The sequence below is a fragment of the Micromonospora saelicesensis genome (assembly GCF_900091575.1).
GTDB lineage: Bacteria > Actinomycetota > Actinomycetes > Mycobacteriales > Micromonosporaceae > Micromonospora > Micromonospora saelicesensis.
The window spans coordinates 306,521-328,379 of sequence record NZ_FMCR01000004.1 but is presented as its reverse complement, the minus strand read 5'-3'; the positions used below and the strand labels follow the sequence as shown (position 1 = coordinate 328,379).

At 72.0% G+C, this 21,859-nt stretch carries 28 protein-coding genes; 18 read left to right on the top strand and 10 right to left on the bottom strand.

Annotated elements, in window-relative coordinates:
• The first annotated feature begins 20 nt into the window (after positions 1-20).
• From GA0070561_RS19695 to GA0070561_RS19675, 6 genes are all read left to right on the top strand, one after another.
• Positions 21-809, top strand: coding sequence for an LmeA family phospholipid-binding protein (locus tag GA0070561_RS19695; RefSeq protein WP_091402854.1), 789 nt, complete (start codon positions 21-23; stop codon positions 807-809).
• 105 nt (positions 810-914) lie between these two features.
• Positions 915-992 carry an Ms5788A family Cys-rich leader peptide gene (locus tag GA0070561_RS34630; RefSeq protein ID WP_310503780.1) on the top strand — a complete coding sequence of 26 codons (78 nt, stop codon included), beginning with the start codon at positions 915-917 and terminating at the stop codon, positions 990-992.
• A gap of 206 nt (positions 993-1,198) precedes the next feature.
• Entirely contained in the window at positions 1,199-2,047 is an 849-nt protein-coding gene (locus GA0070561_RS19690; protein ID WP_091402853.1) for a sulfurtransferase, read from the top strand.
• A 2-nt stretch (positions 2,048-2,049) separates the two neighbouring features.
• Entirely contained in the window at positions 2,050-2,370 is a 321-nt protein-coding gene (locus tag GA0070561_RS19685) for a DUF1416 domain-containing protein (protein WP_091402852.1), read from the top strand.
• A gap of 195 nt (positions 2,371-2,565) precedes the next feature.
• Entirely contained in the window at positions 2,566-3,024 is a 459-nt protein-coding gene (locus tag GA0070561_RS19680) for a winged helix-turn-helix domain-containing protein (protein ID WP_091403566.1), read from the top strand.
• 71 nt (positions 3,025-3,095) lie between these two features.
• The gene (locus GA0070561_RS19675; RefSeq protein ID WP_091402851.1) at positions 3,096-3,959 is read left to right on the top strand and encodes a hypothetical protein; all 864 of its coding nucleotides are present in this window, start codon (positions 3,096-3,098) and stop codon (positions 3,957-3,959) included.
• An 18-nt stretch (positions 3,960-3,977) separates the two neighbouring features.
• Here GA0070561_RS19675 and GA0070561_RS19670 read toward each other — a convergent pair whose 3' ends face one another.
• From GA0070561_RS19670 to GA0070561_RS19660, 3 genes are all read right to left on the bottom strand, one after another.
• Entirely contained in the window at positions 3,978-6,032 is a 2,055-nt protein-coding gene (locus GA0070561_RS19670; protein WP_091402850.1) for an amylo-alpha-1,6-glucosidase, read from the bottom strand.
• Positions 6,029-6,409, bottom strand: a complete 381-nt coding sequence (locus tag GA0070561_RS19665; protein WP_091402849.1) for an SCP2 sterol-binding domain-containing protein — start codon at positions 6,407-6,409, stop codon at positions 6,029-6,031. Before GA0070561_RS19665 ends, GA0070561_RS19670 begins: the two co-directional genes overlap by 4 nt.
• Positions 6,410-6,488: 79 nt before the next feature.
• Positions 6,489-6,863 (bottom strand): DsrE family protein, encoded by a 375-nt coding sequence (locus tag GA0070561_RS19660; RefSeq protein WP_091402848.1) that lies wholly within the window; start codon positions 6,861-6,863, stop codon positions 6,489-6,491.
• A gap of 12 nt (positions 6,864-6,875) precedes the next feature.
• Here GA0070561_RS19660 and mtfM point away from each other — a divergent pair, with 12 nt between their 5' ends.
• Both mtfM and GA0070561_RS19655 read left to right on the top strand, forming a co-directional pair.
• Positions 6,876-6,980: a small membrane protein MtfM gene (mtfM, locus tag GA0070561_RS34555; protein ID WP_030327764.1), complete on the top strand. Its 105-nt coding sequence runs from the start codon at positions 6,876-6,878 to the stop codon at positions 6,978-6,980.
• Positions 6,981-7,035: 55 nt separating this feature from the next.
• Positions 7,036-7,623: a heme-binding beta-barrel domain-containing protein gene (locus GA0070561_RS19655; protein ID WP_091402847.1), complete on the top strand. Its 588-nt coding sequence runs from the start codon at positions 7,036-7,038 to the stop codon at positions 7,621-7,623.
• A gap of 20 nt (positions 7,624-7,643) precedes the next feature.
• Here GA0070561_RS19655 and GA0070561_RS19650 read toward each other — a convergent pair whose 3' ends face one another.
• Entirely contained in the window at positions 7,644-8,522 is an 879-nt protein-coding gene (locus GA0070561_RS19650) for an aminotransferase class IV (protein WP_091402845.1), read from the bottom strand.
• Between the two features lie 69 nt (positions 8,523-8,591).
• Here GA0070561_RS19650 and GA0070561_RS19645 point away from each other — a divergent pair, with 69 nt between their 5' ends.
• From GA0070561_RS19645 to GA0070561_RS19630, 4 genes are all read left to right on the top strand, one after another.
• On the top strand, positions 8,592-9,020 hold the full coding sequence (locus GA0070561_RS19645; RefSeq protein ID WP_091402843.1) for a Fur family transcriptional regulator: 429 nt from the start codon (positions 8,592-8,594) through the stop codon (positions 9,018-9,020).
• The gene (ygfZ, locus tag GA0070561_RS19640) at positions 9,017-10,129 is read left to right on the top strand and encodes a CAF17-like 4Fe-4S cluster assembly/insertion protein YgfZ (protein ID WP_091402840.1); all 1,113 of its coding nucleotides are present in this window, start codon (positions 9,017-9,019) and stop codon (positions 10,127-10,129) included. The genes GA0070561_RS19645 and ygfZ overlap by 4 nt, the downstream gene beginning before the upstream one ends.
• A gap of 23 nt (positions 10,130-10,152) precedes the next feature.
• The gene (locus GA0070561_RS19635) at positions 10,153-10,980 is read left to right on the top strand and encodes a beta-keto acid cleavage family enzyme (RefSeq protein WP_091402837.1); all 828 of its coding nucleotides are present in this window, start codon (positions 10,153-10,155) and stop codon (positions 10,978-10,980) included.
• Positions 10,981-11,074: 94 nt separating this feature from the next.
• A complete protein-coding gene (locus GA0070561_RS19630; protein WP_091402834.1) occupies positions 11,075-12,034 on the top strand; it encodes an asparaginase in 960 nt (319 codons plus the stop codon).
• A 140-nt stretch (positions 12,035-12,174) separates the two neighbouring features.
• Here GA0070561_RS19630 and GA0070561_RS19625 read toward each other — a convergent pair whose 3' ends face one another.
• Positions 12,175-12,972, bottom strand: a complete 798-nt coding sequence (locus tag GA0070561_RS19625) for an alpha/beta fold hydrolase (RefSeq protein ID WP_091402831.1) — start codon at positions 12,970-12,972, stop codon at positions 12,175-12,177.
• A gap of 112 nt (positions 12,973-13,084) precedes the next feature.
• Between GA0070561_RS19625 and GA0070561_RS19620 the strand changes: the two genes are divergently transcribed.
• From GA0070561_RS19620 to GA0070561_RS19595, 6 genes are all read left to right on the top strand, one after another.
• Positions 13,085-13,660, top strand: a complete 576-nt coding sequence (locus tag GA0070561_RS19620; RefSeq protein WP_091402828.1) for a helix-turn-helix domain-containing protein — start codon at positions 13,085-13,087, stop codon at positions 13,658-13,660.
• Positions 13,657-14,292 carry a hypothetical protein gene (locus GA0070561_RS19615; protein WP_091402826.1) on the top strand — a complete coding sequence of 212 codons (636 nt, stop codon included), beginning with the start codon at positions 13,657-13,659 and terminating at the stop codon, positions 14,290-14,292. Before GA0070561_RS19620 ends, GA0070561_RS19615 begins: the two co-directional genes overlap by 4 nt.
• A 71-nt stretch (positions 14,293-14,363) precedes the next feature.
• On the top strand, positions 14,364-14,678 hold the full coding sequence (locus GA0070561_RS19610; RefSeq protein ID WP_030327754.1) for a DUF2516 family protein: 315 nt from the start codon (positions 14,364-14,366) through the stop codon (positions 14,676-14,678).
• Entirely contained in the window at positions 14,675-15,562 is an 888-nt protein-coding gene (locus GA0070561_RS19605; RefSeq protein WP_091402823.1) for an alpha/beta fold hydrolase, read from the top strand. The genes GA0070561_RS19610 and GA0070561_RS19605 overlap by 4 nt, the downstream gene beginning before the upstream one ends.
• Before the next feature lie 11 nt (positions 15,563-15,573).
• The gene (locus GA0070561_RS19600; protein WP_091402819.1) at positions 15,574-16,311 is read left to right on the top strand and encodes an alanyl-tRNA editing protein; all 738 of its coding nucleotides are present in this window, start codon (positions 15,574-15,576) and stop codon (positions 16,309-16,311) included.
• A 55-nt stretch (positions 16,312-16,366) separates the two neighbouring features.
• Entirely contained in the window at positions 16,367-17,281 is a 915-nt protein-coding gene (locus tag GA0070561_RS19595) for an SDR family oxidoreductase (RefSeq protein ID WP_091402816.1), read from the top strand.
• Here GA0070561_RS19595 and GA0070561_RS19590 read toward each other — a convergent pair.
• From GA0070561_RS19590 to GA0070561_RS19570, 5 genes are read right to left on the bottom strand one after another with little or no spacing between them, the layout of a single operon-like run.
• On the bottom strand, positions 17,272-18,240 hold the full coding sequence (locus tag GA0070561_RS19590) for a helix-turn-helix transcriptional regulator (RefSeq protein WP_091402814.1): 969 nt from the start codon (positions 18,238-18,240) through the stop codon (positions 17,272-17,274). The genes GA0070561_RS19595 and GA0070561_RS19590 overlap by 10 nt on opposite strands.
• Before the next feature lie 23 nt (positions 18,241-18,263).
• Positions 18,264-18,905 (bottom strand): response regulator, encoded by a 642-nt coding sequence (locus GA0070561_RS19585; protein WP_091402812.1) that lies wholly within the window; start codon positions 18,903-18,905, stop codon positions 18,264-18,266.
• The gene (locus GA0070561_RS19580; RefSeq protein WP_167362444.1) at positions 18,902-20,170 is read right to left on the bottom strand and encodes a sensor histidine kinase; all 1,269 of its coding nucleotides are present in this window, start codon (positions 20,168-20,170) and stop codon (positions 18,902-18,904) included. Before GA0070561_RS19580 ends, GA0070561_RS19585 begins: the two co-directional genes overlap by 4 nt.
• An 11-nt stretch (positions 20,171-20,181) precedes the next feature.
• On the bottom strand, positions 20,182-20,916 hold the full coding sequence (locus GA0070561_RS19575) for an ABC transporter permease (RefSeq protein ID WP_091402808.1): 735 nt from the start codon (positions 20,914-20,916) through the stop codon (positions 20,182-20,184).
• A gap of 12 nt (positions 20,917-20,928) precedes the next feature.
• Complete coding sequence (locus tag GA0070561_RS19570) at positions 20,929-21,837, bottom strand: ABC transporter ATP-binding protein (RefSeq protein ID WP_091402806.1); 909 nt, start codon at positions 21,835-21,837, stop codon at positions 20,929-20,931.
• Positions 21,838-21,859: the final 22 nt, after the last annotated feature.

Here is a 21,859-nt window from a genome sequence, read left to right as displayed (position 1 = left end):
GGGCGGAGACAGGAGGCGGCGTGGCGCAGGACTATCCGGTGGACCAGGCGCGACCCCGACGGCGTGGCCGCAAGCTGCTCATCGGGCTGTTCGTGCTGCTCCTGCTGCTGGCGGGGTTGCTGGTGGTCGCCGACCGGGTGGCGGTCGGGGTCGCTGAGCGGATGATCGGCGACCGCGTACGCCAGGAGATCGCCAAGCAGGGCGCGCAGTCCGCCCCACCTGAGGTCGAGGTTGGCGGAACTCCGTTCCTCACCCAGGTGCTGGATGGCCGTTACCAGCGGATCACCATCAACCTGCGGGACGTGCAGGCCTCGGTCGAGGGCGACGCCGTCCGGCTGCCGGTGCTCGATGTGACCGCCCGCAACGTTCGGGCCTCGCTGGACACCCTGCGCACCGGCCAGGGTGACGTCGTGGCGGACACCGTCAACGGTGCCGGCACGATCAGCTACGAGAGTCTGGCCGCGCTGCTGAACCGCCCGGGTCTCACCCTTGGCGAGCAGAACGGCAAGCTCACCGTCAAGGCCCCGGCCGACATCCTCGGTCAGAAGCTCACCATCAGCGGCACCGCCGACGTCACCGTCGCCGACAACGGCGCGGTCGCCCTGCGGTTCAACGACCTGGACGCCGCGGGTCTGCCGAACTTGCCGCTGGCTCGGGCCTTCCTGAGCAACTACGCCAAGAGCATCTCCATCGACGTTCCCCTGCCGGAGTTGCCGTTCCAGCTCGCGGTCCGGGAGGTCCGTCCACTGCCGGAAGGGCTGGCGGTCACCGCCGACGCCAAGAACGTGCCGATCAACTCCGCTGGCTGACGCCGGAGGCGCGGTGGGACGCCGAAATCCTCGGCGATCCCGGCGATTCCCGGATGGTGGTCGGCCCAGTGGCAGCACGGTCACTGGCTGGTAGGCTCCCTGGCCATGGGGACCCACCTCACCAAACGGCGCGCGGTCGACCTGTGCCGCGTGGCCACCTGCCTGTGTCGCCCCGTCATCTGACGGCGGGGCTGTCTCCGGCCGCCTGACGGCGGCCACCGGCACAGGGTTCTCGCACCCTCCGGTTATCCCACCGAACGCCCGGCAGCGGCGCCGTCGCACGAACCCGTGATCCCGTCCTTCCGCTGGGTCCCGCGCGTGGTGCGACAGTTACACCCATCGATTCGCGCGCGTTGGCTCACCATCCATCCTCACCAGGGAGTGATTCGATGAGTCGCGACACCGCACTCGTTTCGGCCGAGTGGGCCGAGAAGAACCTCGACGCCCCGGGCGTCGTCTTCGTCGAGGTCGACGAGGACACCTCGGCCTACGAGACCGGCCACATCGCCGGCGCCATCAAGATTGACTGGAGGACCGACCTCCAGGACCAGGTTCGCCGGGACTTCGTCAACAAGACGCAGTTCGAGGCGCTGCTCTCCGAGCGGGGCATCAGCAACGACGACACCGTCATCCTGTACGGCGGCAACAACAACTGGTTCGCCGCGTACGCCTACTGGTACTTCAAGCTCTACGGCCACCGTGACGTGAAGCTGCTCGACGGCGGCCGCAAGAAGTGGGAGCTGGACGCCCGCCCGCTCGTCACCGACGCGGTGTCCCGCCCGACGACGCAGTACGTCGCGCAGGAGCCGGACACCTCCATCCGGGCCTTCCGCGACGAGGTCGTCGCCGCGATCGGCACCAAGAACCTGGTCGACGTGCGCAGCCCCGACGAGTTCGCCGGTCGCCTGCTCGCCCCCGCCCACCTGCCGCAGGAGCAGGCGCAGCGGGCCGGCCACATCCCCACCGCGATCAGCGTGCCGTGGTCCAAGGCGGCCAACGAGGACGGCACCTTCCGGTCCGACGACGAGCTGCGCAAGATCTACGGTGACGCGGGGCTCGACGACGGCAAGGAGACCATCGCGTACTGCCGGATCGGTGAGCGCTCGTCGCACACCTGGTTCGTGCTCCAGGAGCTGCTGGGTCACCGCAACGTCAAGAACTACGACGGCTCCTGGACCGAGTACGGCTCGCTGGTCGGTGTGCCGGTCGCGCTCGGCGACGAACCCGGGGAGGCCTGATCATGACTCTTCCCACCGCCGCGGGTTGCGCCGCACCGGACCAGGCCGCGCCGCTGCCGGCCAGCCTGGATCTGGAGAAGGAAACCGTCATCACCGGCATCGTCCGTTCCGCCGAGGCCGAGCCGGTGCCGGGCGCGTACGTCCGGCTGCTCGACTCGACCGGTGAGTTCACCGCCGAGGTGGTCACCTCGGCCGCCGGGCAGTTCCGGTTCTTCGCCGCGCCGGGTTCCTGGACGCTGCGGGCGTTGTCCCGGCACGGCAACGGCGACACCGCTGTCACTGCCGGCCGAGGCGTCAACGAGGTCGCCGTCACCGTCGCCTGACCCACTGCTCTGATCGACCGGGGTCGGTCACCCTCCCGGGGGTGGCCGGCCCCGGTCGTTTCTTCGTAGCGCGCCGGCACGCCGGGGCGGGTGCCGAAATCCATTGGCATGCGTCACTATCTACTGGTGGATTTCAGGGATGAAAGCGGCGGGTCCGACGAAGCGGTCCCCATCGTCCTCTGCGTGGGCACGGACATGTCGCTTCGGGAGCGGGTGCTGAGCCAACTCGACGGGCGCGCCCCGGTGCACAGCTGTTTCGATCTGACCGAGCTACGCGAGCTGTTGTCGTCGCCGACGGACCCGGCGCCGGTCAGTCCCACAGTCCTTCCGCTCACCGGGGCGCGGGGCCTGGTGAGGTGGGGTGAGCTGGTCGTCGACCGGGCCGGACACCGGGTCACCTGGCGCGGCGAGGTGCTCCCGCTGACCCCCACCGAACGGGAGTTGCTCACAGTGCTCATCGGTCCACCGCTGGTGGTGTGGAGCTACGAACGGCTCTGTGTCTCCGCGCTGGGCGGCGCGGACACCGCAGCGCTGCAATCCACCATCAGACGGCTTCGTCGCAGGCTGCGGGGCCTGCCGGGCGGACCGCAGGTGCACACCGTGCGGGGCGTCGGCTACCGGCTCGACCCGCCGCCCCGGCTGAACGACCACTGACCCGCGGTCGCTCCGTCGGGCCGACCGCCTCCGCTGCCGGCCCGGCGGCGGGCGCGTGACACCATGGCCGGGTGAGCGGTGCTGTCCAGACGGGTTGGGCCTCTTCGGCCGGCCCTGCCGCGCCGACACCGGCCGGGTCGCGGCGGCGTTGGCTGCTGGCCGTGGCAGTGGCCTGGGCGGTGCTGCTGGCCGGGCTCACCTGGATATCGGTGCGGAACGACCCGCCGACCGTGCGCGAACAGCGTTCCCTCGATCAGGCCGGCCCGGTGGTCGACCGGGCGGTCGGCGAGTTGGCCCGCGCGGCAGGTGCGGCCGGTCTGCTGGACCTGGGCCCCGCGCGGGTCGCGTCCGGCTGCCGGGTGACCCCGTTCGCCGACGGGGCGAGGCTGCGGCGCGAGGTAGGGGTGCTCGCGGCCACCGGTGACGAGCGGGCCGTGCTGGTCGGCATCGCCGAGCGGCTGCCGGCGAGCTGGCGCGCCGGAGTCGGGCCCGGCGTGGACGGCCCCGAGCTGCGCGCCGACGCCGGAGAATTCGTGGCCGTCGAGGGCCGGCCGACCGTCGACGGCCGGGTGCGACTGGTCGTCGACACCGGTTGCCGACCGGTCGGCGCCGGCTACACGCCGGCCCCGGCCACCGCCGGCGGCCCGGAGACCACCGCGCTGACCGCCGCGCTGCGGGCCCTCGACCGGCCGGGCGACGCCGCTTCGGAGCTGGTCACCGCGCCCTGCCCGGGCGGCGGGCTCGCCCGTACCGCATGGTCCGCGAACGGTCCCGGCCCGGCGGCCTCGACGGCCGCACTCGCCCCGCTGGCCGGTAACGGCCCACTGCTGGACCAACCCCCGGTGTACGCGTACCGCAGCGGTGCCGTCACGGTGCTGGCTGAGATCAGCCCGGACGAGACCCGACTGGCGGCCACCGTCGGCTGCCCGGGCTGAGCTGGGCGTCCGCTCAGGTCAGCGGTCGTCCGGCTGGTCCTCCGGGTCACGGCTGCGGCCCAACGCGTCGACCATGCCCCACCGGCCGGGGATGTCCAGCAGCTCGACCCGGCCCATCCCCGGTGGCACGGCCGGGTCGATGATCAGGTGCTCGCCCTGCGGCTCCAACCCCAGCATCACCCGCAGCAGCAGCAGTGGGGTGCCGGTCGACCAGGCCTGCGGGCTGCACGCGGTCGGGTACTCCACCGGGTAGTCGGTGAGGTCGCGGGCGTAGCCGGCGAACGCCTCCGGCAGCCGACCCTCGAAGTACCGGGACGCGGCCAGCATCGTGTCGCAGAGCAACCCTGCCTCCTCCCGGAAGCCGTACCGCCACAACCCCCAGGCGATGATCGAGTTGTCGAACGGCCAGACGGTGCCCACGTGGTAGCCGATCGGGTTGTACCGCCCCTCGTCCGTGGCGAGCGTGCGCACCCCCCAGCCGGAGAACAGTCGTGGCCCGAGCAGATGCTCGACCACCTTGCCGGCGCGCGACTCGTCCACGATGCCGCTCCACAGCAGGTGCCCGATGTTCGAGGTCAGCGCGTCCACCTGCCGACCGTCGGCGTCCAGCGCGAGCGCGTAGTACTCGCGGTCGGCGATCCAGAAGTCGCTGTCGAACCGCCGTTTGAGGTCGGCGGCCTGGCGCTCCAGCTCGTCGGCGAACTCCGGATCGTTCCAGAAGGTCCGGGCCAGCCGGGCGGCCCGGACCTTCGCGTCGTAGGCGTAGCCCTGCAACTCACAGGTGGCCCGGGGGAAGCCGGGCAGCTGACCGTCGGCGTACGAGATGGCGTCCCAGGAGTCCTTCCAGCACTGGTTCTGCAGGCCGGTCTCCGGGTTGCGGGTCTGGTACCAGAGGTAGCCGGTGCCGAGCAGGTCACCGTAGGTGTCGATCCACTGCAACGCCGCGCGGACCTGCGGCTCCAGCTTGCGGACGAGTGCCGCGTCACCGGTCCACCGCTCGTACTCGTCGAGCAGGATGATGAACAGGGGAGTCGAGTCGGCCGACCCGTAGTACGGCGAGTGTGGTTGTTCCTCGAAACCGGCGGTCTCCCCGTACCGCAGCTCGTGCAGGATCTTGCCGGGTTCCTCGTCCCGGAAGTCGTCCACCCGGTGCCCCTGCAAGCCGGCCAGCATCAGGATGGTCGGCGGAACCAGCTCCGGCAGGAACGGCAGCACCTGCAACGAGGTGATGATGCTGTCCCGGCCGAACAGGGTCATGAACCAGGGGAGTCCCGCGGCGATCAGCCGTACGCCGAGGGCGATCGACTCGTAGCGCAGCGCGGCCAGGTCGTTGAGGCTGCGCCGGTACGCCCCGGCCAGCGGCTCGCAGTCGCAGCCGAGCTTCGGCGCCCGGTCGATCAGCTCCTGCTGCTCGGCCCGGATGGCGTCCGCGTTGCGGCTGCCGCCGTACGGGAGGGTGGCCCGGATGTCCTCGCCCCGGGCCCCGAAGACGACGCTGGACACGTGCAGCCGGGTGCTCCAGTTGTCGTTGCGGGCGATCCGGATCCGGAAGGTCATTCCGGTGTCGTCGACCTGCGCCGGCGCGGTGGTGCTGACGACCATCTCCCGGTGGAACGCCTCCCGCCGGTAGGTCAGCCGCAGCTCGTTCTCGGCGACAGTGACGGTGGTCCGGCCCCGCTTCTGCCGAGAGTTCTTGATCTCGAACAGGTCGGCGAAGTCGGCCCCGATCTCGATCCGGAGCGTGCACTCGACCTCCGCGCCGAGGTGGTTCAGCACTGTCAGCTCCTCCTCGAAGCTGCCCACGATCGCCCGGCTGCGGATCACCGACGCCTTGGCGTCCAGATAGTGCGTGGGTTCGCCGGGGGCGAGGAAGAACTTGGTGCGGTACGACTCGGCATCGTCGACGGAGAGGGCGTGCAGCCGTTCGCCGTCCAGGGTGAGCACCCACTTGGACAGGAAGCGGGTGTCGAAGGAGAACAGCCCGGTGGGGAAGTCGTAGGACGGTTCGATGTCCCCACGCCGGTCGCTGACCAGGAAGGTGTTGCCGTCCAGAATGCTGACGAGGTCCTTCACCTGAGTCGCCCGGCTGCTCGACGGGCCGTTTCGCGGGGGTCGCGGGTGCCGGGCGGGTTCGGAAAGAACCGGCGGAAGGCGAGGAAGAGCACCACGTTCCCGCTGAACGTGCTCTCGTTGCGCAGCACCGCCGCGACCCCCTGGGCCTCACCGGTGATCAGCCGGTCGAAGAGGGCGGCGCTGCTGTACCAGATCGCGTCGGCCGGGCCGCGTCCCCGGCTGACCTGCACCGACCCGGGCCGCATCCGGACCAGCCAGTGTTCGGTGCGGTGGTCCTCGCCGAGGTCGATCTGGAGGGTGCCGTCGGCCAGGCCGCCCAGGACCTCGGCGGCGCGCGACGGCAGTGCCTCGAAGAACCTCTCCGCCGCCTCGGTCACATCCGAATCGTAGGCAGCCGTCCGAGATGTCGGGTCGGTATCGGCACTCCGCTCGGATCGACCCACCGCCGCCGTGCGGTCAGTACACGAGTGCCTGCGCGCCCTCGGCCAACGCCTCCTCGACGAAGACCGCGGCACCGGCGATCCGGACCCCGGGGAGGACGTCGTCCGGGCCGATGTCCCGTCGGGCCGCGCACTGCGTGCAGGCGGTCACCCGGCCGCTGGTCAGGATGACGTGCAACAGCTCGGCCAGGGGTGCGGAGTGCGGCAGGTCGAACTGCTGGGCGCGACCGGGCAGCGCGAACCAGGTGGACTCACCGGTCAGCCAGAGCGAGACGTCCACCCCGGCCGCTACCGCCGTCGCGGCGACGGTGAATGCCTGCGCGCACCGCTCCGGGGCGTCCGCCCCTGCGGTGGCCTTGACGACGAGAGTGCGGGCCATGTGGCCCAGCATAGGATGGCCGGGATGGTTACCGAGATCGGGTTTGTCAGCCTGCTGGTCGCTGGCCTGGGCGGGCTCGCCGGTGGCCTGGTCTACCTTGCCGTACGCATTTCGAGAGGACGTTGGTGAGCGCGAGGAGTGAGCCGGGCTTGCGAGCCCCGCAGTCGCGAACGAAGGTGGCCCTGTGAGCGAGAACCCGCTGCAGCCGCCGTGGCTGAACGCGCCGCCGGTCGAGGAGTACCCGTTCGAGGAGAGCCACGACCTGCGGGTCGGGCCGAAGCTGCACCCCGCGCTGGATGCCCTGCTGCCGTACATCGGTCTGTGGCGCGGTCGGGGCAAGGGCGGCTTCCCCACCATCGAGGATTTCGACTACGCGCAGGAGATCCGGATCAGCCACGACGGCCGACCGTTCCTGCACTACGAGTCGCGTGCGTGGATCCTCGACGAGCAGAGCAAACCGGTCCGTCCGGCCGGCCGCGAGGTGGGCTGGTGGCGGCCGGTGCTGGTGGATGGGCGGGCGACCGACGAGCTGGAGGCGCTGCTGACCACCCCGACCGGGGTGATGGAGCTGCACCTGGGCAAGCGCACCGGCACGCAGCTCGAGTTCGCCACCGACGCGGTGATCCGGACTCCGACCGCCAAGGAGGTCACCGGCGGGCACCGGCTCTTCGGCATCGTCGAGGGGGCGCTGCTCTACGCCCAGGAGATGGCCGCCATGGGGCACGGGCTCAGTCCGCACCTCTCCGCCCGACTCGTCCGGGTCGGCGGCTGACCTCGACGGTCGGTGGCCGGCTAGACGGGGAAACCCAGCAGGGCCTGTAGGGCGGGGGTACGCGGGCAGCGAGCCCGCCGTACCCCGTCCAGCGTGTGGACCTCGGCGGCTCCGCGCAGCGACGAGGTGAACCACACGCCGTCCGCCGCGTGCAGTTCGGCGGTGCCGACCATCCGTTCGGCGGCGCCCAGGCCCAGCTCGCTCGCGTGGGCGAGCAGCCAGGCCGCAGTGGTGCCGGCGAGGATGCCGGTGCTGGCGGCCGGCACCGTGCAGAGCGTGTCGTCGGTGAGCCACACCACATTCGCGGTGGGGCCCTCCAGCGCGTACCCGTCGGAGGAGATCCAGAGCACGTCGTCCACGCCGGCCCGGCGGGCCCAGCGACGGGCGGCGCTGCTGACCGCGTACGACGTGGACTTGATGCCGGCCGGCAGCCAGGCCAGCCCGCTGCGGGCGGCGGCGGGCAGCCCCAGCGGCAGGGTGGCCACCGTGATTCCGTCCCTCCGGGCGGCCCGGGAGGCCGCCGGCACCGGGGCCAGCGTGGCGTAGATGGTGGGCGGACCGCCGGCCTCCGGGCCTCGGGTGCAGACCAACCGAAGCGCCCCCTCCACAGCTGCTGGCCAGCCTGTCCGCACCTGATCCACCAGGTCGATCAGCGCGCTGACGGGGGGCAGGGACAGCTCGACGGCGGCGGCCGCCGTGGCCAGGCGGGCCAGGTGTTCGTCGCGCAGCCACGGCTGGCCGTTACGTAGGTGCATGGTCTCGAAGAGGCCGTCACCGTGCAGCACCCCGAGGTCGTCACCTCGAAGCACCGGGTCGCCGGGCGGCACCGGGCCACGCCCCAGGACGGCGATCCGCGCGGTCGGGTCGGCCGCGTTCTTCCCGACGGACGACCTCACCATGACCGTCGAGCGTAGCGGTGATCGATCGCGGTGCGGGGAACAGCCGGGTGGCCGAACTATGATCGGACGGTGTCCGAATCCTCCCTCGCGGAAATGCTGCGGGCCCGTGGGCTGCGGCTGACGGCCCAGCGGCAGCTCGTCCTCCAGGCGGTGCTCGATCTGGGCCACGCCACCCCGGAGCAGGTGCACACCGCGGTCCGGGAGGTCGCCGCCGGCGTCAACATCACCACCATCTACCGCACGCTCGAGCTGCTGGAACGGCTCGGTCTGGTCACCCACACGCACCTGTCGCACGGCTCACCGACCTATCACGCCGCCGGTGAACACCAACACGTCCACCTGGTCTGCCGGGAGTGTGGCGCGATCGACGAGATCGATCCGGAGCTGCTCCGCCCCCTCGCCGACCAGTTGGCCGCGCAGCGCGGGTTCCGGGTGGACATCGGGCACGTGTCACTCTTCGGCGTCTGCGTACGCTGCGAGAACGGGGACGAAAAATGATCGACATCGCGGGTGCGGTGGCCGTCGAGGGAATCGACGAGGCCAGCCGTGACCAGCCGGATCCGGCGCACGTCGCGGCCGGGGTGCGAGGGGTGGCCGCGCACTACGGCGACCCGCTGCGCGAGCAGCGCACCCTCGACACCGCTGTCGGTCTGGTCGACCGGTCGCATCGAGGGATCATCGCGGTGCCCGGGGAGGAACGGGCCAGTTGGCTGCACACTGTCACCTCGCAGCACCTGAACGCGCTGGCCGCCGGTGAGGGCACCGAGTTGCTGGTGCTGTCCCCGCACGGCCACATCGAGCAGCACGCCATGGTCGCCGAGGACGGCGAGACCACCTGGCTGGACACCGAGCCCGGTGCGACCCAGGGCCTGCTGACCTACCTGGAGAAGATGCGGTTCTTCAGCAAGGTCGAACCACGCGACGCGACGGCCGAGCGCGCGCTGTTGTCGCTGGTCGGGCCGGCGGCCATGGAGGCGCTCGGCACGCTCGGCGTGACCGGGCTCGCCGCACCGGACGTGGTCGCGGTGCCGGGTCCGAAGTTCCCGCACGGTGCCGTGCCAGCCCGGGCGAGCGCTCGGTACGACGTACGGCCGCTGCCGATCGGCGGCTGGGCCCGACGTGGTCCGCTCGGGGTGGACCTGCTGGTGCCACGGTCGGCGATGGACCAGGTGGTGGCGGAGCTGCGCGGCGCCGGTGTGCCGGTCGCGGGGCTGTGGGCGTACGAGGCGATCCGGGTGGCCGCCCGGCAGCCCCGGGTCGGGGTGGACACCGACCACCGGACCATTCCGGCCGAGGTCGACCTGATCGCCCCGGCGGTGCATCTGGACAAGGGTTGCTACCGGGGGCAGGAGACGGTGGCGCGGGTACACAACATGGGCCGGCCGCCGCGTCGCCTCGTACTGCTGCATCTGGACGGGGTGACCACCGATCAGCCGCCGGTGGCCGGTACGCCGGTGACCCTCGACGGCCGGGCGGTCGGCTTCGTCGGCACCGCCGTGCTGCACCACGAGCTGGGCCAGGTCGCTCTCGCGGTGCTGAAGCGGAACGTCCCGGACGACGCCGCGTTGCTGATCGGCGAGACCGCGGCGGCGATCGACCCGTCCTGAGCGGGCCGTCTAGGATCGCCGGCATGACGACAGGGACGTTGATCACGGTGGCCCCGACCGGCGCTGAGTCGGCCAAGGCGGAGGTGCCGGCGCTGCCGGTGACCCTCGACGAGTTGCTGCTCACCGCCAAGGAGTGCGAGGCGCTCGGCGCCGCCGTGATCCACGTCCACATCCGCGACGACGAGGCCAGGCCGACGCTCGACCCGGTGCGGCTGGCCGACACGGTGGCGGCGCTGCGGGAGAGCACCGACCTGATCGTCCAGCTCTCCTCCGGCGGCGCGGTGACCGACCCGGAGGCCGCCCGGCTCGCCGTGCTCGACGCCCGTCCGGACATGGCCTCCTGCACCATGGGCACTGTCAACTTCGGCGACGACGTCTTCCTCAACCGCTGGGAGTTCATCGTCGACCTGCACACCCGGATGCAGGAACGCGGGATCGTGCCGGAGTACGAGATCTTCGACCTCGGCCACCTGTCCGCGTTGCAGCGGTTGCTCGGCAAGTACGGGCTGCCGGCCGGCGGGCACGTGCACGTCGACTTCGTGATGGGCGTGCCGGGCGGGATGCCGGGCAACACCGAGACCCTGGTCGCGGCCCACCGGATGCTGCGGGACCTGCCCGAGGGCACCACCTTCTCGGCCACCGGCGTCGGCCGGAGCACCATCGCGGTGCTGCTGGCCTCGCTGTCGACCGGCGGGCACCTGCGGGTCGGCATGGAGGACACGGTGACGTACGCGAAGGGCCGCCCGGTGGAGTCCAACATGCAGTTGGTCGCCCGCGCTGTGGGTTTCGCCCAGCTCGCTCAGCGGCCGCCGCTGACCACCACCGAGGCCCGCGAGCTGCTCGGGCTGTAAGGCCGGGTCTGTCCCGCGCCCCTGTCACCCGGGCGGTGGACCTCCTGGTCACCCCGCCGCCGGGCACCCCCGGACCGTCGGTACCGTCCAGCGCGTGACGAAGACGTACGAGGGCGGCGCGCCGCTCGCCGAGGTGGTCCGGTCGGGGTTCGTGGAGGGTGCGCACCGCGGCTCGGTGGTGGTGCTGGACGCCGCCGGTGTCGCGGTGGCGTCCGCCGGGGACGTGACCTCGCCGATCTTCCCCCGCTCGGCCAGCAAGCCGATGCAGGCGATCGGGATGCTCCGGGCCGGCCTGGCCCTGACCGACCCGGCCGACGTGGCGCTGGTCTCGGCGAGCCACGCCGGCGAGGAATTCCACCTGGCCCGGGTCGGTGCGCTGCTGGAGCGCGCCGGGTTGGACGCGTCGGCGTTGCACTGCCCGCCCGACCTGCCGGTGGGGGCCGCGGCCCGGGAGGCGGTGCTCCGGGCCGGTGGCGGCCCGAGCCGGGTGCAGATGAACTGCTCCGGCAAGCACAGCGGGATGCTGTTGACCTGCGAGGCCGCCGGTTGGTCCCGGGAGGGCTACTGGCGGCCGGAGCACCCGCTTCAGCAGCGGCTGCGGGCCGCCATCGAGGAGTTCACCGGCGAGCAGGCGGCGGCGGTGGGGGTCGACGGTTGCGGAGCCCCGGTCCTCGCGGTGTCGCTGGCCGGTCTGGCCGGGGCGTACCTCCGGCTGGTCGACGCCGAGCCCGGCTCGGTGCCGCGCACGGTGGCCGACGCGATGCGGGCGTACCCGGAGATCGTGGGTGGCACCCAGGCCGACGACACCCGGCTGATGCGGGGTGTCCCGGGGCTGCTGGCCAAGGTCGGTGCCGAGGGCGTGATCGCCGTGGCACTGCCGGGCGTCGGTGCCGTCGCACTGAAGATCGACGACGGCGCCGACCGGGCCCGGATGCCGGTCCTGGTCTCCGCGCTGCGCCGGCTCGGCGTGGACGCTCCGGTGCTGGCCGAGTACGCCGAGGTGCCGCTCTTCGGTGGCGGGGTCCCGGTCGGGGCGGTCCGCCCGCTCTGGTGACAGCGCTGGCCTGCTGGCCGGCGGCCCGGCTGCCCGACCCGGCGGCCAACTCCGGAACGAGCGCTATACCTCACAGGCATAAATATGACTCTGAGGTATAGCGCTCGTCGCGACGTCAGGCCCGTCGGCGGCGGTGGTGGCTAGCTCAGGAAGTCGAGCAGTGCGGCGTTGACCGGCTCCGGACGCTCCAACGGCAGCAGGTGCGCGGCGTCCGGCACGTCGGGCAGTCGTACCGCGCCGGGGACCTCGGCGGCGATCCGGTCGGCGAGCCGACTGATGTCCGGCACGTCCGCGGCGCCGGCGGTGACCAGGACGGGGATCTTCAGCTCACCGAGACGACCGATCGCCGGTGGCGACAGCTCTCCCACCTCGACCGCGCCGAGCGCCAGTTCGGCGGCGAGGGCACGCTGGTCCATCTCCTGCGCGAACGCGATCAGCTCCCTGTCGACGTCCTCCGGCTGGCGGCGCGGGCCGACCACCCAGAACCGCACCTCACCGGCCGCGCCGGCGACGAAGTCGTCCGGGTCGACCTCGCCGACCAGGCCGTCCCAGAGGTCGTTCGCCTCGTCGGACCACTCGTTGCCGGAGACCGCCGTGTCGAACAGCGCGAGCGCGCTCACCCGGTCGGGGTGGGCCAGCGCGGTGTCGATGGCGACCGCCCCGCCGAAGGAGCAGCCGACCAGGGCGGCCCGGGGCAGGTCGAGCGCGTCCAGCAGCCCGGCCACGTCGTCGTGGTGCGTGAACGGGGTCGGCGGGAGCTCCGAGTCTCCGTAGCCGCGCAGGTCCGGGATGATCACCCGGTGCCGGGCGGCGAGCGCGGACACCTGTCCTCGCCACATCCGTCGGTCGGCGATTCCGGCGTGCAGCAGGACGACGGGCGAACCGGTGCCGGCCTCGTCGTACGCGATGCTTGCTCCATTGACTGTGATCTTGTGCACGGACGGACCGTACGGATCGGCCGAGCGGCGCGCAAACGGGGTCCTGAGACCTTGCTAACTATGGTTAGCGTTTTGCTTGCAACAGCTAGCGCGGGCGGTTAGCGTCGCTGCCATGGCCACACCCAAGGACCTTCCCGACGTCGGCGGGTTCATCCGCGATCTGCGGCGCAACGCCAAGATCTCGCTTCGGCAGCTCGCCGAGCAGGCGGGGGTCAGCAACCCGTACCTCAGCCAGATCGAGCGCGGCCTGCGCAAACCCAGCGCCGAGGTGCTCCAGCAACTGGCGAGCGCGCTGCGGGTCTCCACGCCGGCGATGTACCTGCGCGCCGGCCTGCTCGACGACAAGGAAGGCCACGGGGTGCTCGCCGCCATCGCCGTGGACGCCGACCTGACGATGGCGCAGAAGCAGTCGCTCAGTCAGATCTACGAGACGTTCCGCCGGGAGAACACCCGGCTGACCGAGGCCCAGGCCGAAGCCGAGGCGGCGCAGGCCGACCAGCCCGCCAGCCAGGCTGCGGACCTGGCCAATGTGGCCGCCACCGGCCCCACCACCGTGGGCGGCACCCCGACCGAGGCCGTGCTCGAGTCGGTCGCCGTCACCGAGGCGGGCACTGCCCCCGCCCCGGGCAGCACCAGCATCCCCCAGAAGAAGAAGGCCGCCGAGGCGGCCGAAGAGGAGACGTCATGAGCGAGCCGAAGACCAACCGCATCCCCGCCCCGATCTACGCCGCAGCCGGCGCCGGTGAGCTGGCCATCGAGCAGCTGCGCAAGCTGCCGGCCGTGGTCGGCGTCCTCAGCACCCGGGTCGTCGCCGACCTGGGTGGCCGGGCCGTGCTGACCGGCTTCGAGTTGAAGCAGAAGGCCACCGAGACGCTGCGCACCGCCAACGAGACCGCCGACCTGGCGAAGCTGCGCGAGGTGGCCGACATCGACAAGCTGCGCGCCGCCGCGACCCGCAACGCCGCCCTGGTGGTCGCTGGCGCCCAGGTCGCACAGGAGCGCGCGTTCGCCGCGTACGGCGCGCTGGTCGCCCGGGGCGAGCGGGTCGTCGGTGCCGGCGTGCTGGAGGCCGCCGAGACGGTCAACGCCGACATCGAGGCCACCGAGGCCGTGACGCCGGCCACCACCGCGGCCGCCACCACCCCCACCGTTGCGGCCCCCGCCGACGCGCCGACCCCGGCCGACGTGGCCGAGATCGCCGAGGCCAAGCCGGCCGCGGTCAAGAAGGTCGCCCGCGCGCCGAAGGCTGCCAAGCCGGCCGAGACCCCGTCGGCGAAGCTCCCCCGGGCCACCAAGCGGACCCGCCCGGCGGCCGAGTAGCTCGTCGGGTCGACGACCCCGGCGGCGTCCTTGTCGGACGTAGCCGGGGTCGTGGACATAAACTGGCCGACATGGCCAACGCCGCGCCGATCTTCGCGTTCGAAGTCCGCTACGTGATCGAGCTGATCCTGCTCGTCTTCGCGCTGATCATCCAGGGTGTCGCGCTGGTGCACGCCGTCACGCAGCGCTCCGACGCCTTCCCCGCCATCGGGACGCTGCCCAAGGGCGGCTGGATCGCCATCCTGGCGGTCTGCCTCGTGCTCACCCTGCTCGGTTTCGGTCCGATCAGCCTCTTCGGACTGATCGGCATCGCCGCCGCGCTCATCTACCTGCTCGACGTACGGGTCGGTCTGCGCGACCTGAGCGACGGTAAAGGGTTCTGGTGAGAGGTTTTCGCTGGCCGCCCCCACCCGACAGCGGGCCCCGCACCTGGGGGCCCGGGCCGGGTGGGCCGCGTACCGGCCGGCCGGCGCTGCCGGAGCCGGAGACCGAGCTGGTCACCACCCCGCACGGCGTACGGCTGGAGCGGCTGGTCACCGGCACCGGTGATCCGGTCACCGTGTTCGCGCACGGGCTGGGCAACGGCATCGCCACCACCCGCCCGTTCGGCAGTGGGGTGAACGGCCGCAAGGTGTTCTTCCAGTTCCGCGGGCACGGCCGCTCCGAAGCCCCGGACGGGCCCTGGGACTACCTGGACCTGGCCCGGGACCTGCGGGCGATCGCCGATCTCGGCGGCGCCAGCCGGGCGTTCGGCGCGAGCCTCGGCGCGGGTGCCCTCTGTCGACTCCTCGTGGAGAGCCCGGAGCGTTTCGACAAGCTGGTCTTCTTCCTGCCGGCGGTCCTCGACGAGCCACGCGGGCCGCTCGCCCGGGAGCGCGTCACCGACCTGCTGGAGGCGGTGGAGAGCGGGGACGCCTCGGCGGTCGCCGACATCGTCACGCTGGAGCTGCCCCCGGCGGTGCGCAACACCCCGGCCGGCTGGGCCTACCTGCGACAACGGCTCGACCAACTGCTCCGCGACGGTCTGGCCGACGGTCTGGCCACGCTCACCGACCAGACCCCGCTGCGCCAGATCGGTGACCTGACGGCGGTCACCGCGCCGGCGTTGGTGATCGGTTGCGCGGGCGACGACCTGCACCCTGTCGAGGTCGCCGAGCGGCTCGCCGTCGCGCTGCCCCAGGCCACCCTGCACGTGTACGACCGGCCCGGCGTGCTCTGGTCGGAACGCGCCGATCTGCGGGACCGCATCTCCGGCTTCCTGAACGAGTAACCTGCCCTGTCATGGGCGTCACACAGCATGGCCGGACGCACCGGCTGGACCTTGCCGACCCGACACTGCGCGAATGGACGTGCACGGTCCTGCACTCCGATGCGGAGCAGGGCATCGTGCTGGACCGTTCGGCGTTCTACCCGGGCGGCGGTGGTCAACCACCCGACCACGGCGTCCTGCTCTGGCAGGGCGTGCAGACCCGGATCGTCGGCACCCGCAAGGGCGACGACCCCTACCTGATTCCCGCCGAGGGCGACCCGCTGCCGCCGGTCGGCACCGAGGTCGTCGGCGCGGTGGAGGACGAGCGCCGCACCCGACTGATGCGTACCCACTCCGGGCTGCACGTGCTCTGCGGTGTGGTGTTCCGCGACTTCGGCGCGCTGGTCACCGGCGGCAACATGGAGCCGGGCGAGGCCCGGATGGACTTCAACCTCCCCGAGGTGCCCCCGGACTTCAAGAGCCGCATCGAGGAGCTGGTCAACGCCGAGGTGGCCGCCGACCGCTCGGTCGCCACCCGGGTGCTGCCGCGCACCGAGGCGCTGGCCCTGCCGGACATCATCCGTACCCAGTCCAACCTCATTCCGCCGGATGAGCAGGAGGTCCGGATCGTCGACATCGTCGGGCTGGACGTGCAGGCCGACGGCGGCACCCACGTCGCCTCCACCGCCCAGATCGGCAAGGTCCAGGTGGTCAAGGTGGAGAGCAAGGGCCGGGCCAACCGCCGGGTCCGGGTCCGACTGGTCGATTAGATCGAGTACTGAATTCGGACGTCGGTTGTCAGGTATTCCTGACAACGTCGCAGGCATGACACAACCGCTCACAGGAAAGATCGCGCTCGTCGCCGGTGCCACCCGTGGTGCCGGGCGGCAGATCGCCGTTCAGCTCGGCGCGGCCGGTGCCACGGTCTACGCCACCGGTCGCAGCACCCGGGCCGGCCGCTCGGAGATGGACCGACCGGAGACCATCGAGGAGACCGCCGAGCTGGTCAGCGCGGCCGGCGGCACCGGCATCGCCGTTCAGGTCGACCACCTGGTGCCCGAGCAGGTCCGCGACCTGGTCGCCCGGATCGACGCCGAGCAGGGTCAACTCGACGTGCTGGTGAACGACATCTGGGGCGGCGACCCAATGGTCACCTGGGACAAGCCGGTCTGGGAGCAGCCGCTCGACGCCGGCTTCCGTACCCTGCGTCTGGCCGTCGACACGCACATCATCACCAGCCACTTCGCCCTGCCGCTGCTGATCCGCAAGCCCGGCGGCCTGGTGGTGGAGATGGGCGACGGCACCAAGGCGTACAACGACGAGAACTACCGGCTGTCGGTCTTCTACGACCTGGCCAAGGTCTCGGTCAACCGGCTCGCCTTCAGCCAGGCGCACGAGCTGAAGCCGCACGGCTGCACGGCCGTGGCGCTCACCCCCGGCTGGATCCGTTCCGAGGCGATGCTGGAGCACTTCGGCGTGACCGAGGAGAACTGGCGCGACGGTGCCGCCACCGACCCGAACTTCCTCATCTCGGAGACCCCGGCCTTCGTCGGCCGGGCAGTGGCCGCGCTCGCCGCCGACGAGGAGAAGGCCCGCTGGAGCGGCAGATCCGTCGACGCCGGCACGCTGTCCAAGGTGTACGGCTTCACCGACCTCGACGGCAGCCAACCCGAGGGTTTCCGCTACATCACCGAGGTGGTCGACGCGGGCAAGCCGGCGGACGTGACCGGCTACCGGTAGAGCGCGGCGAGCCGCTCGGCGCTCGCCGCGAACAACTGGCGCAGCTCGGGTGGGTCGAGGACCTCCACCTCGGGGCCGAGCCCCAGCAGTTGGTGGTACGCCACCTGGACCGACTCGACGGGCACCCGCGTCACCACCCAGCCCTGCCCGTCGGGTGGGCTGGCGGCGGCGACCAGTTCGTCGTACACGAAGGGGGCATCGACCAGGTGCCGGAGCTGGCGCAGGCCGGCGGGGCTCAGCCGGACGGCGACCTCTGCCCGCAGCATGGTCCGCAGGAACGACCCGGCCTGCTCGCGCCAGTGCCCGGCCAGGTCGAAGCCCTCGTCGCGGTCGAAGTGCTCGTCGCCCACCTCGACCCCGGTGACCCGGTCCACCCGGTAGGTGCGCACGTCGTCGCCGACCCGGCCGACCAGATACCAGACCCCGCTCTTGAGCACCAGGCCGTACGGCTCGACCTGGCGGGTCGCCTCCTGGTCGCCGCGTCGGTAGCGCAGCTCCACCACCCAATCGCCCCAGACCGCCCGGGCCAGCTCCGGCAGCCAGAGCGGTGGTGCGGTCTCCCGGAACCAGCCCGGCACGTCCAGGTGGAACCGCTGCCCGGCACGGGCCGGCGCGTCGCGCAGGGCGGGTGGCAGCGCGGCGAGCACCTTCAGCTCGGCGGACGCGACAGCGTCGGCGAGCCCCATCTCGCCGGCCGGCCCGGGCAGCCCGGCGAGGAAGAGCGCCTCCGCCTCGTCCCGGGTCAGCCCGGTCAGCCGGGTGCGGTACCCGCCGAGCAGTCGGTAACCGCCGGCCCGCCCCCGGTCGGCGTAGACCGGCACACCCGCCGCGGAGAGCGCCAGAACGTCCCGATAGACGGTCCGCTCGGAAATCTCCAGCTCCCGAGCCAACTCGCTCGCGGTCATGGACCCGCGCGACTGCAACAGCAACAGCAACGAGATCAGTCGGGACGCGCGCACCCGCCCATCCTGCCCGGTGCCGCTCACCGCCCGCCGGGCGTCAGCAACCCCCGGTCGTACGCGGTGGCCACCGCGGCGGCCCGGTCGTTGACCCCGAGCTTGGCGTACAGGTGCAGCAGGTGCGTCTTGACGGTGGCCTCGCTGATGAACAGGCGGGTCGCCGCCTCCCGGTTGGAGGCACCCCGGGCCACCAGGGTGAGCACCTCAAGCTCCCGTTGACTGAGCGGCTCCTCGGCGGGAGCGCGCAGCCGGCCCATCAGCCGGCCGGCGACGCTCGGCGCGAGCACCGACTCACCCCGGGCCGCGGCCCGGACCGCCCGAACCAGATCCTCCCGAGGTGTGTCCTTGAGCAGGTAACCGGTCGCACCGGCCTCGATCGCCGGCAGCACGTCCGCGTCCGTGTCGTAGGTGGTGAGCACCAGCACCCGGGCGGCGCTGCCGGCGCGAGCCAGCCTGCCGATGGCGGTCACCCCGTCCATGCCGGGCATCCGCAGATCCATCAGCACCACGTCCGGCCGCAGCGTCGCGACCAGGACCAACGCCTCCGAACCGTCCGCCGCCTCGCCCACCACCTCGAAATCGGGGTCGCCGGTGAACATCCCCCGCAGGCCGTCCCGCACCACCGGATGGTCGTCGACGATCAGCAGCCGAACCGGGGCGGTCAACCGGCACCTCCGGGTAGCGCGGGAACGGACGCCGAGATGGCGGTGCCGCTGCCCGGCTCGGATTCGACGGCCAACTCGCCACCGACCCCTGTCACCCGTTGCCGCATGACGGTCAGCCCGTACCCGCCGCCCGGCTCACGGGGCAGCGGCTGATCGGTGAGGTCGAAGCCCGCCCCGTCGTCACGGACGTCGAGCGTGACCACGTCCGCCATGTACGACAGGGTCAGCCCGACCCGGGACGCGGCGGCGTGCCGGGCCACGTTGGACAGCGCCTCCTGGGCGGCCCGTAGCAGGGTCACCTCGACCTCCGGGTGCAGTGGGCGGGGCGTGCCGGTGGTGGCCACGTCGGCCCGTACCCCGTTCAGGGCCGACCAGCGTCCGCCCAGCTCGACGAGGGCGTCCGGTAGCCGGGCCGTCTCCAACGGTTCCGGACGGACCGCCTGTACCGAACGGCGGGCCTCGGTGAGGCTCTCCCGGGCCAGGGCGAGCGCATTGTCGACGTGCCGGCGCCAGTCGGCAGACCGGTCGCGGGTCTGCTCGGCCGCCTCCAACTGGGTGATGATGCCGGTCAACCCCTGCGCCAGGGTGTCGTGGATCTCGCGCGCCATCCGTTGCCGTTCGTCCAGCACGCCGGCCTCCCGGGCCTGGGTGAGTAGTTGGGCGTGGAGCCCGGCGTTCTCACTGACCGTCTCGGTGAGTTGGCGGTTGGTCTCGCCGAGTTCCGCCACCAATCGCTTGCGTCTGGCGTCCTCCTGTTCGGCGATCATCGCGAACCAGGTCACCGAGCCGGCGACCACCAGGTTGAACAGCACCAGCACCAACCAGAGCGGCCAGTGCGACACCGCCACCGACAGACCACCGCCCTGAGAGGTGGCGACGAGGGTGGCCGTGGTGACCACGCCGACGACCCGCCAGCGCCCGGGCAGCACCGGAAAGGCGTGGATGTAGCCGATCCAGGCGAAGAAGCCGTACCACGGGCTGGCGGCCACCAGCGCGGCGGCGAACGTGAGCAGCCCGGCGTAGTAGACCGCCATCAGCGTGCGCCGGCTCTGCCAGCCGGGGTGCAGTGTGACGAACCAGGCGACCCAGCATCCGGCCGCCACGGCGACGGCGAGGGTGGGCAGCGCCCCGAGGTGCTGGGGTGCCGGTGCGACGAGGGCCAGCAGGGTGCCCAGGGTCAGACCGCCGAAGGGGAGCACGCGATAGAGGGCCGCCTCGCGCTCTCGCCAACTGGTCAGACGGTCGTGCCCACCGTTGCAGGTCATCGCATCTCCGCTCACTCCCAGCGGAACAGTCTCGCCGCGCCGACGCCGGCCGCCACGGCGATCACCGCCATTATCGCCAGGTGCAGCGGTTGCGGCGACGTGCCGGTCCAGGCGTCGAGGAGCGCCTGCACCCCGGGCGGCGTGTAGTCGCCGATCCGCGCCACGACGTCCGGGAGCAGGAACCGGGGCAGGTAGACCCCGCCGAAGAACATGGTGACCAGGAACAGCGGCACGGCCAGGGCCTGTGCCGCCTTCGTCGTCCGGGCCACGGCGGCGACCAGCAGGCCGAGCGACAGCAGGGCGGCCGTGCCGAGGATGAACGCCAGCGTGAAGCCGAGCGGGTGCCGGGGGAACGGCACCCCGAACGCGAGCCGGGCGACCAGGATGAGCAGCAGCGCGCTGGCCAGGATCCCGGCCAGGGCCAGCACCAGTTGGGCGGCGAGCAGAGCCGCCGGGTGCGCCGGGGTGGTCGCCAGCCGACGCAGCACGCCGCGTTCCCGGTAGGTGGCCAGCACCGAGGGCAGCGTGTTCACCCCGACCATGGCGAGGGTGACCACCAGCAGCGACGGGGCGAAATAGCTGACGAAGGTCTGCCCGTCGAAGGTCGGATCCGGCTTGCGCAGCGAGGGGACCAGCCCCAGCACCACCAGGATCACTGTGGGCAGCCCGATCGTGGTGAGAAGCGTCGGCAGGTCTCGCAGGTAGAGACGCGCCTCGGTTCTCAGGATGTTGCGGAAGGCGTGCATGCTGGCTCCCTCTCAGTTGGCGGGCCGGTGCCCGGTCAGTTCGACGAAGGCGTCGTCGAGGGTGGACTGCTCCAACCGCAGGTCCGCGGCGACGATCTGGTGGCGGGCGAGCACCGAGGTGACGGCGTGCAGCAGCTCACCGGTGCCGGTCACCACCACCTGGCTGCCGGTTCGCTGCACGCCGGACACCTCGGGCAGGTCGGTGAGGAGCCGGTCGTCGACCGGAGCCGAGGGCCGGAACCGGATCCGCTGCTCCGGAGCCACCGTCGACACCAGGCCCGCCGGGCTGTCCAGGGCGACCACCCGACCCCGGTCGATCACCGCGACCCGGTCGCAGAGCCGCTCGGCCTCCTCCATGAAGTGCGTGACCAGCACGATCGTCACCCCGCTGTCGCGGACCTGTTCGATGAGGCCCCAGGTGTCCCGGCGGGCCTGCGGGTCCAGCCCGGTGGTCAGCTCGTCGAGGATGGCGATCTCCGGGTTGCCCACGAGGGCCAGCGCGATGGAGAGCCGCTGCTTCTGACCGCCGGAGAGCTTCTTGTACGCGGTGTTCCGCTTGTCGCCGAGGCCCAGCTTGTCGATCAGCTCGGCCGGGTCGGCCGGGTTGCGGTAGAACGAGGCGTACAGCTCCAGTGCCTCGGCCACCCGCAACCGGTCCGGCAGTTGACTCTCCTGGAGTTGCACCCCGACCCGCTGGCGTAGCTGGGCCGCATCCCGGCGGGGGTCGAGCCCGAGGACCGACACCCCGCCCCCGTCGGGGACACGCAGCCCGGCGACACACTCCACCGTGGTGGTCTTGCCGGCGCCGTTCGGACCGAGGACGCCGAAGATCTCCCCGGCCTCCACGGCGAGCGACACGTCGTCCACCGCCACCAGGTCGCCGTACCGCTTCTTCAGGTGGGTCACCTCGATGACCGGCATCGTGCCGCCTTCCGTCGCCGCT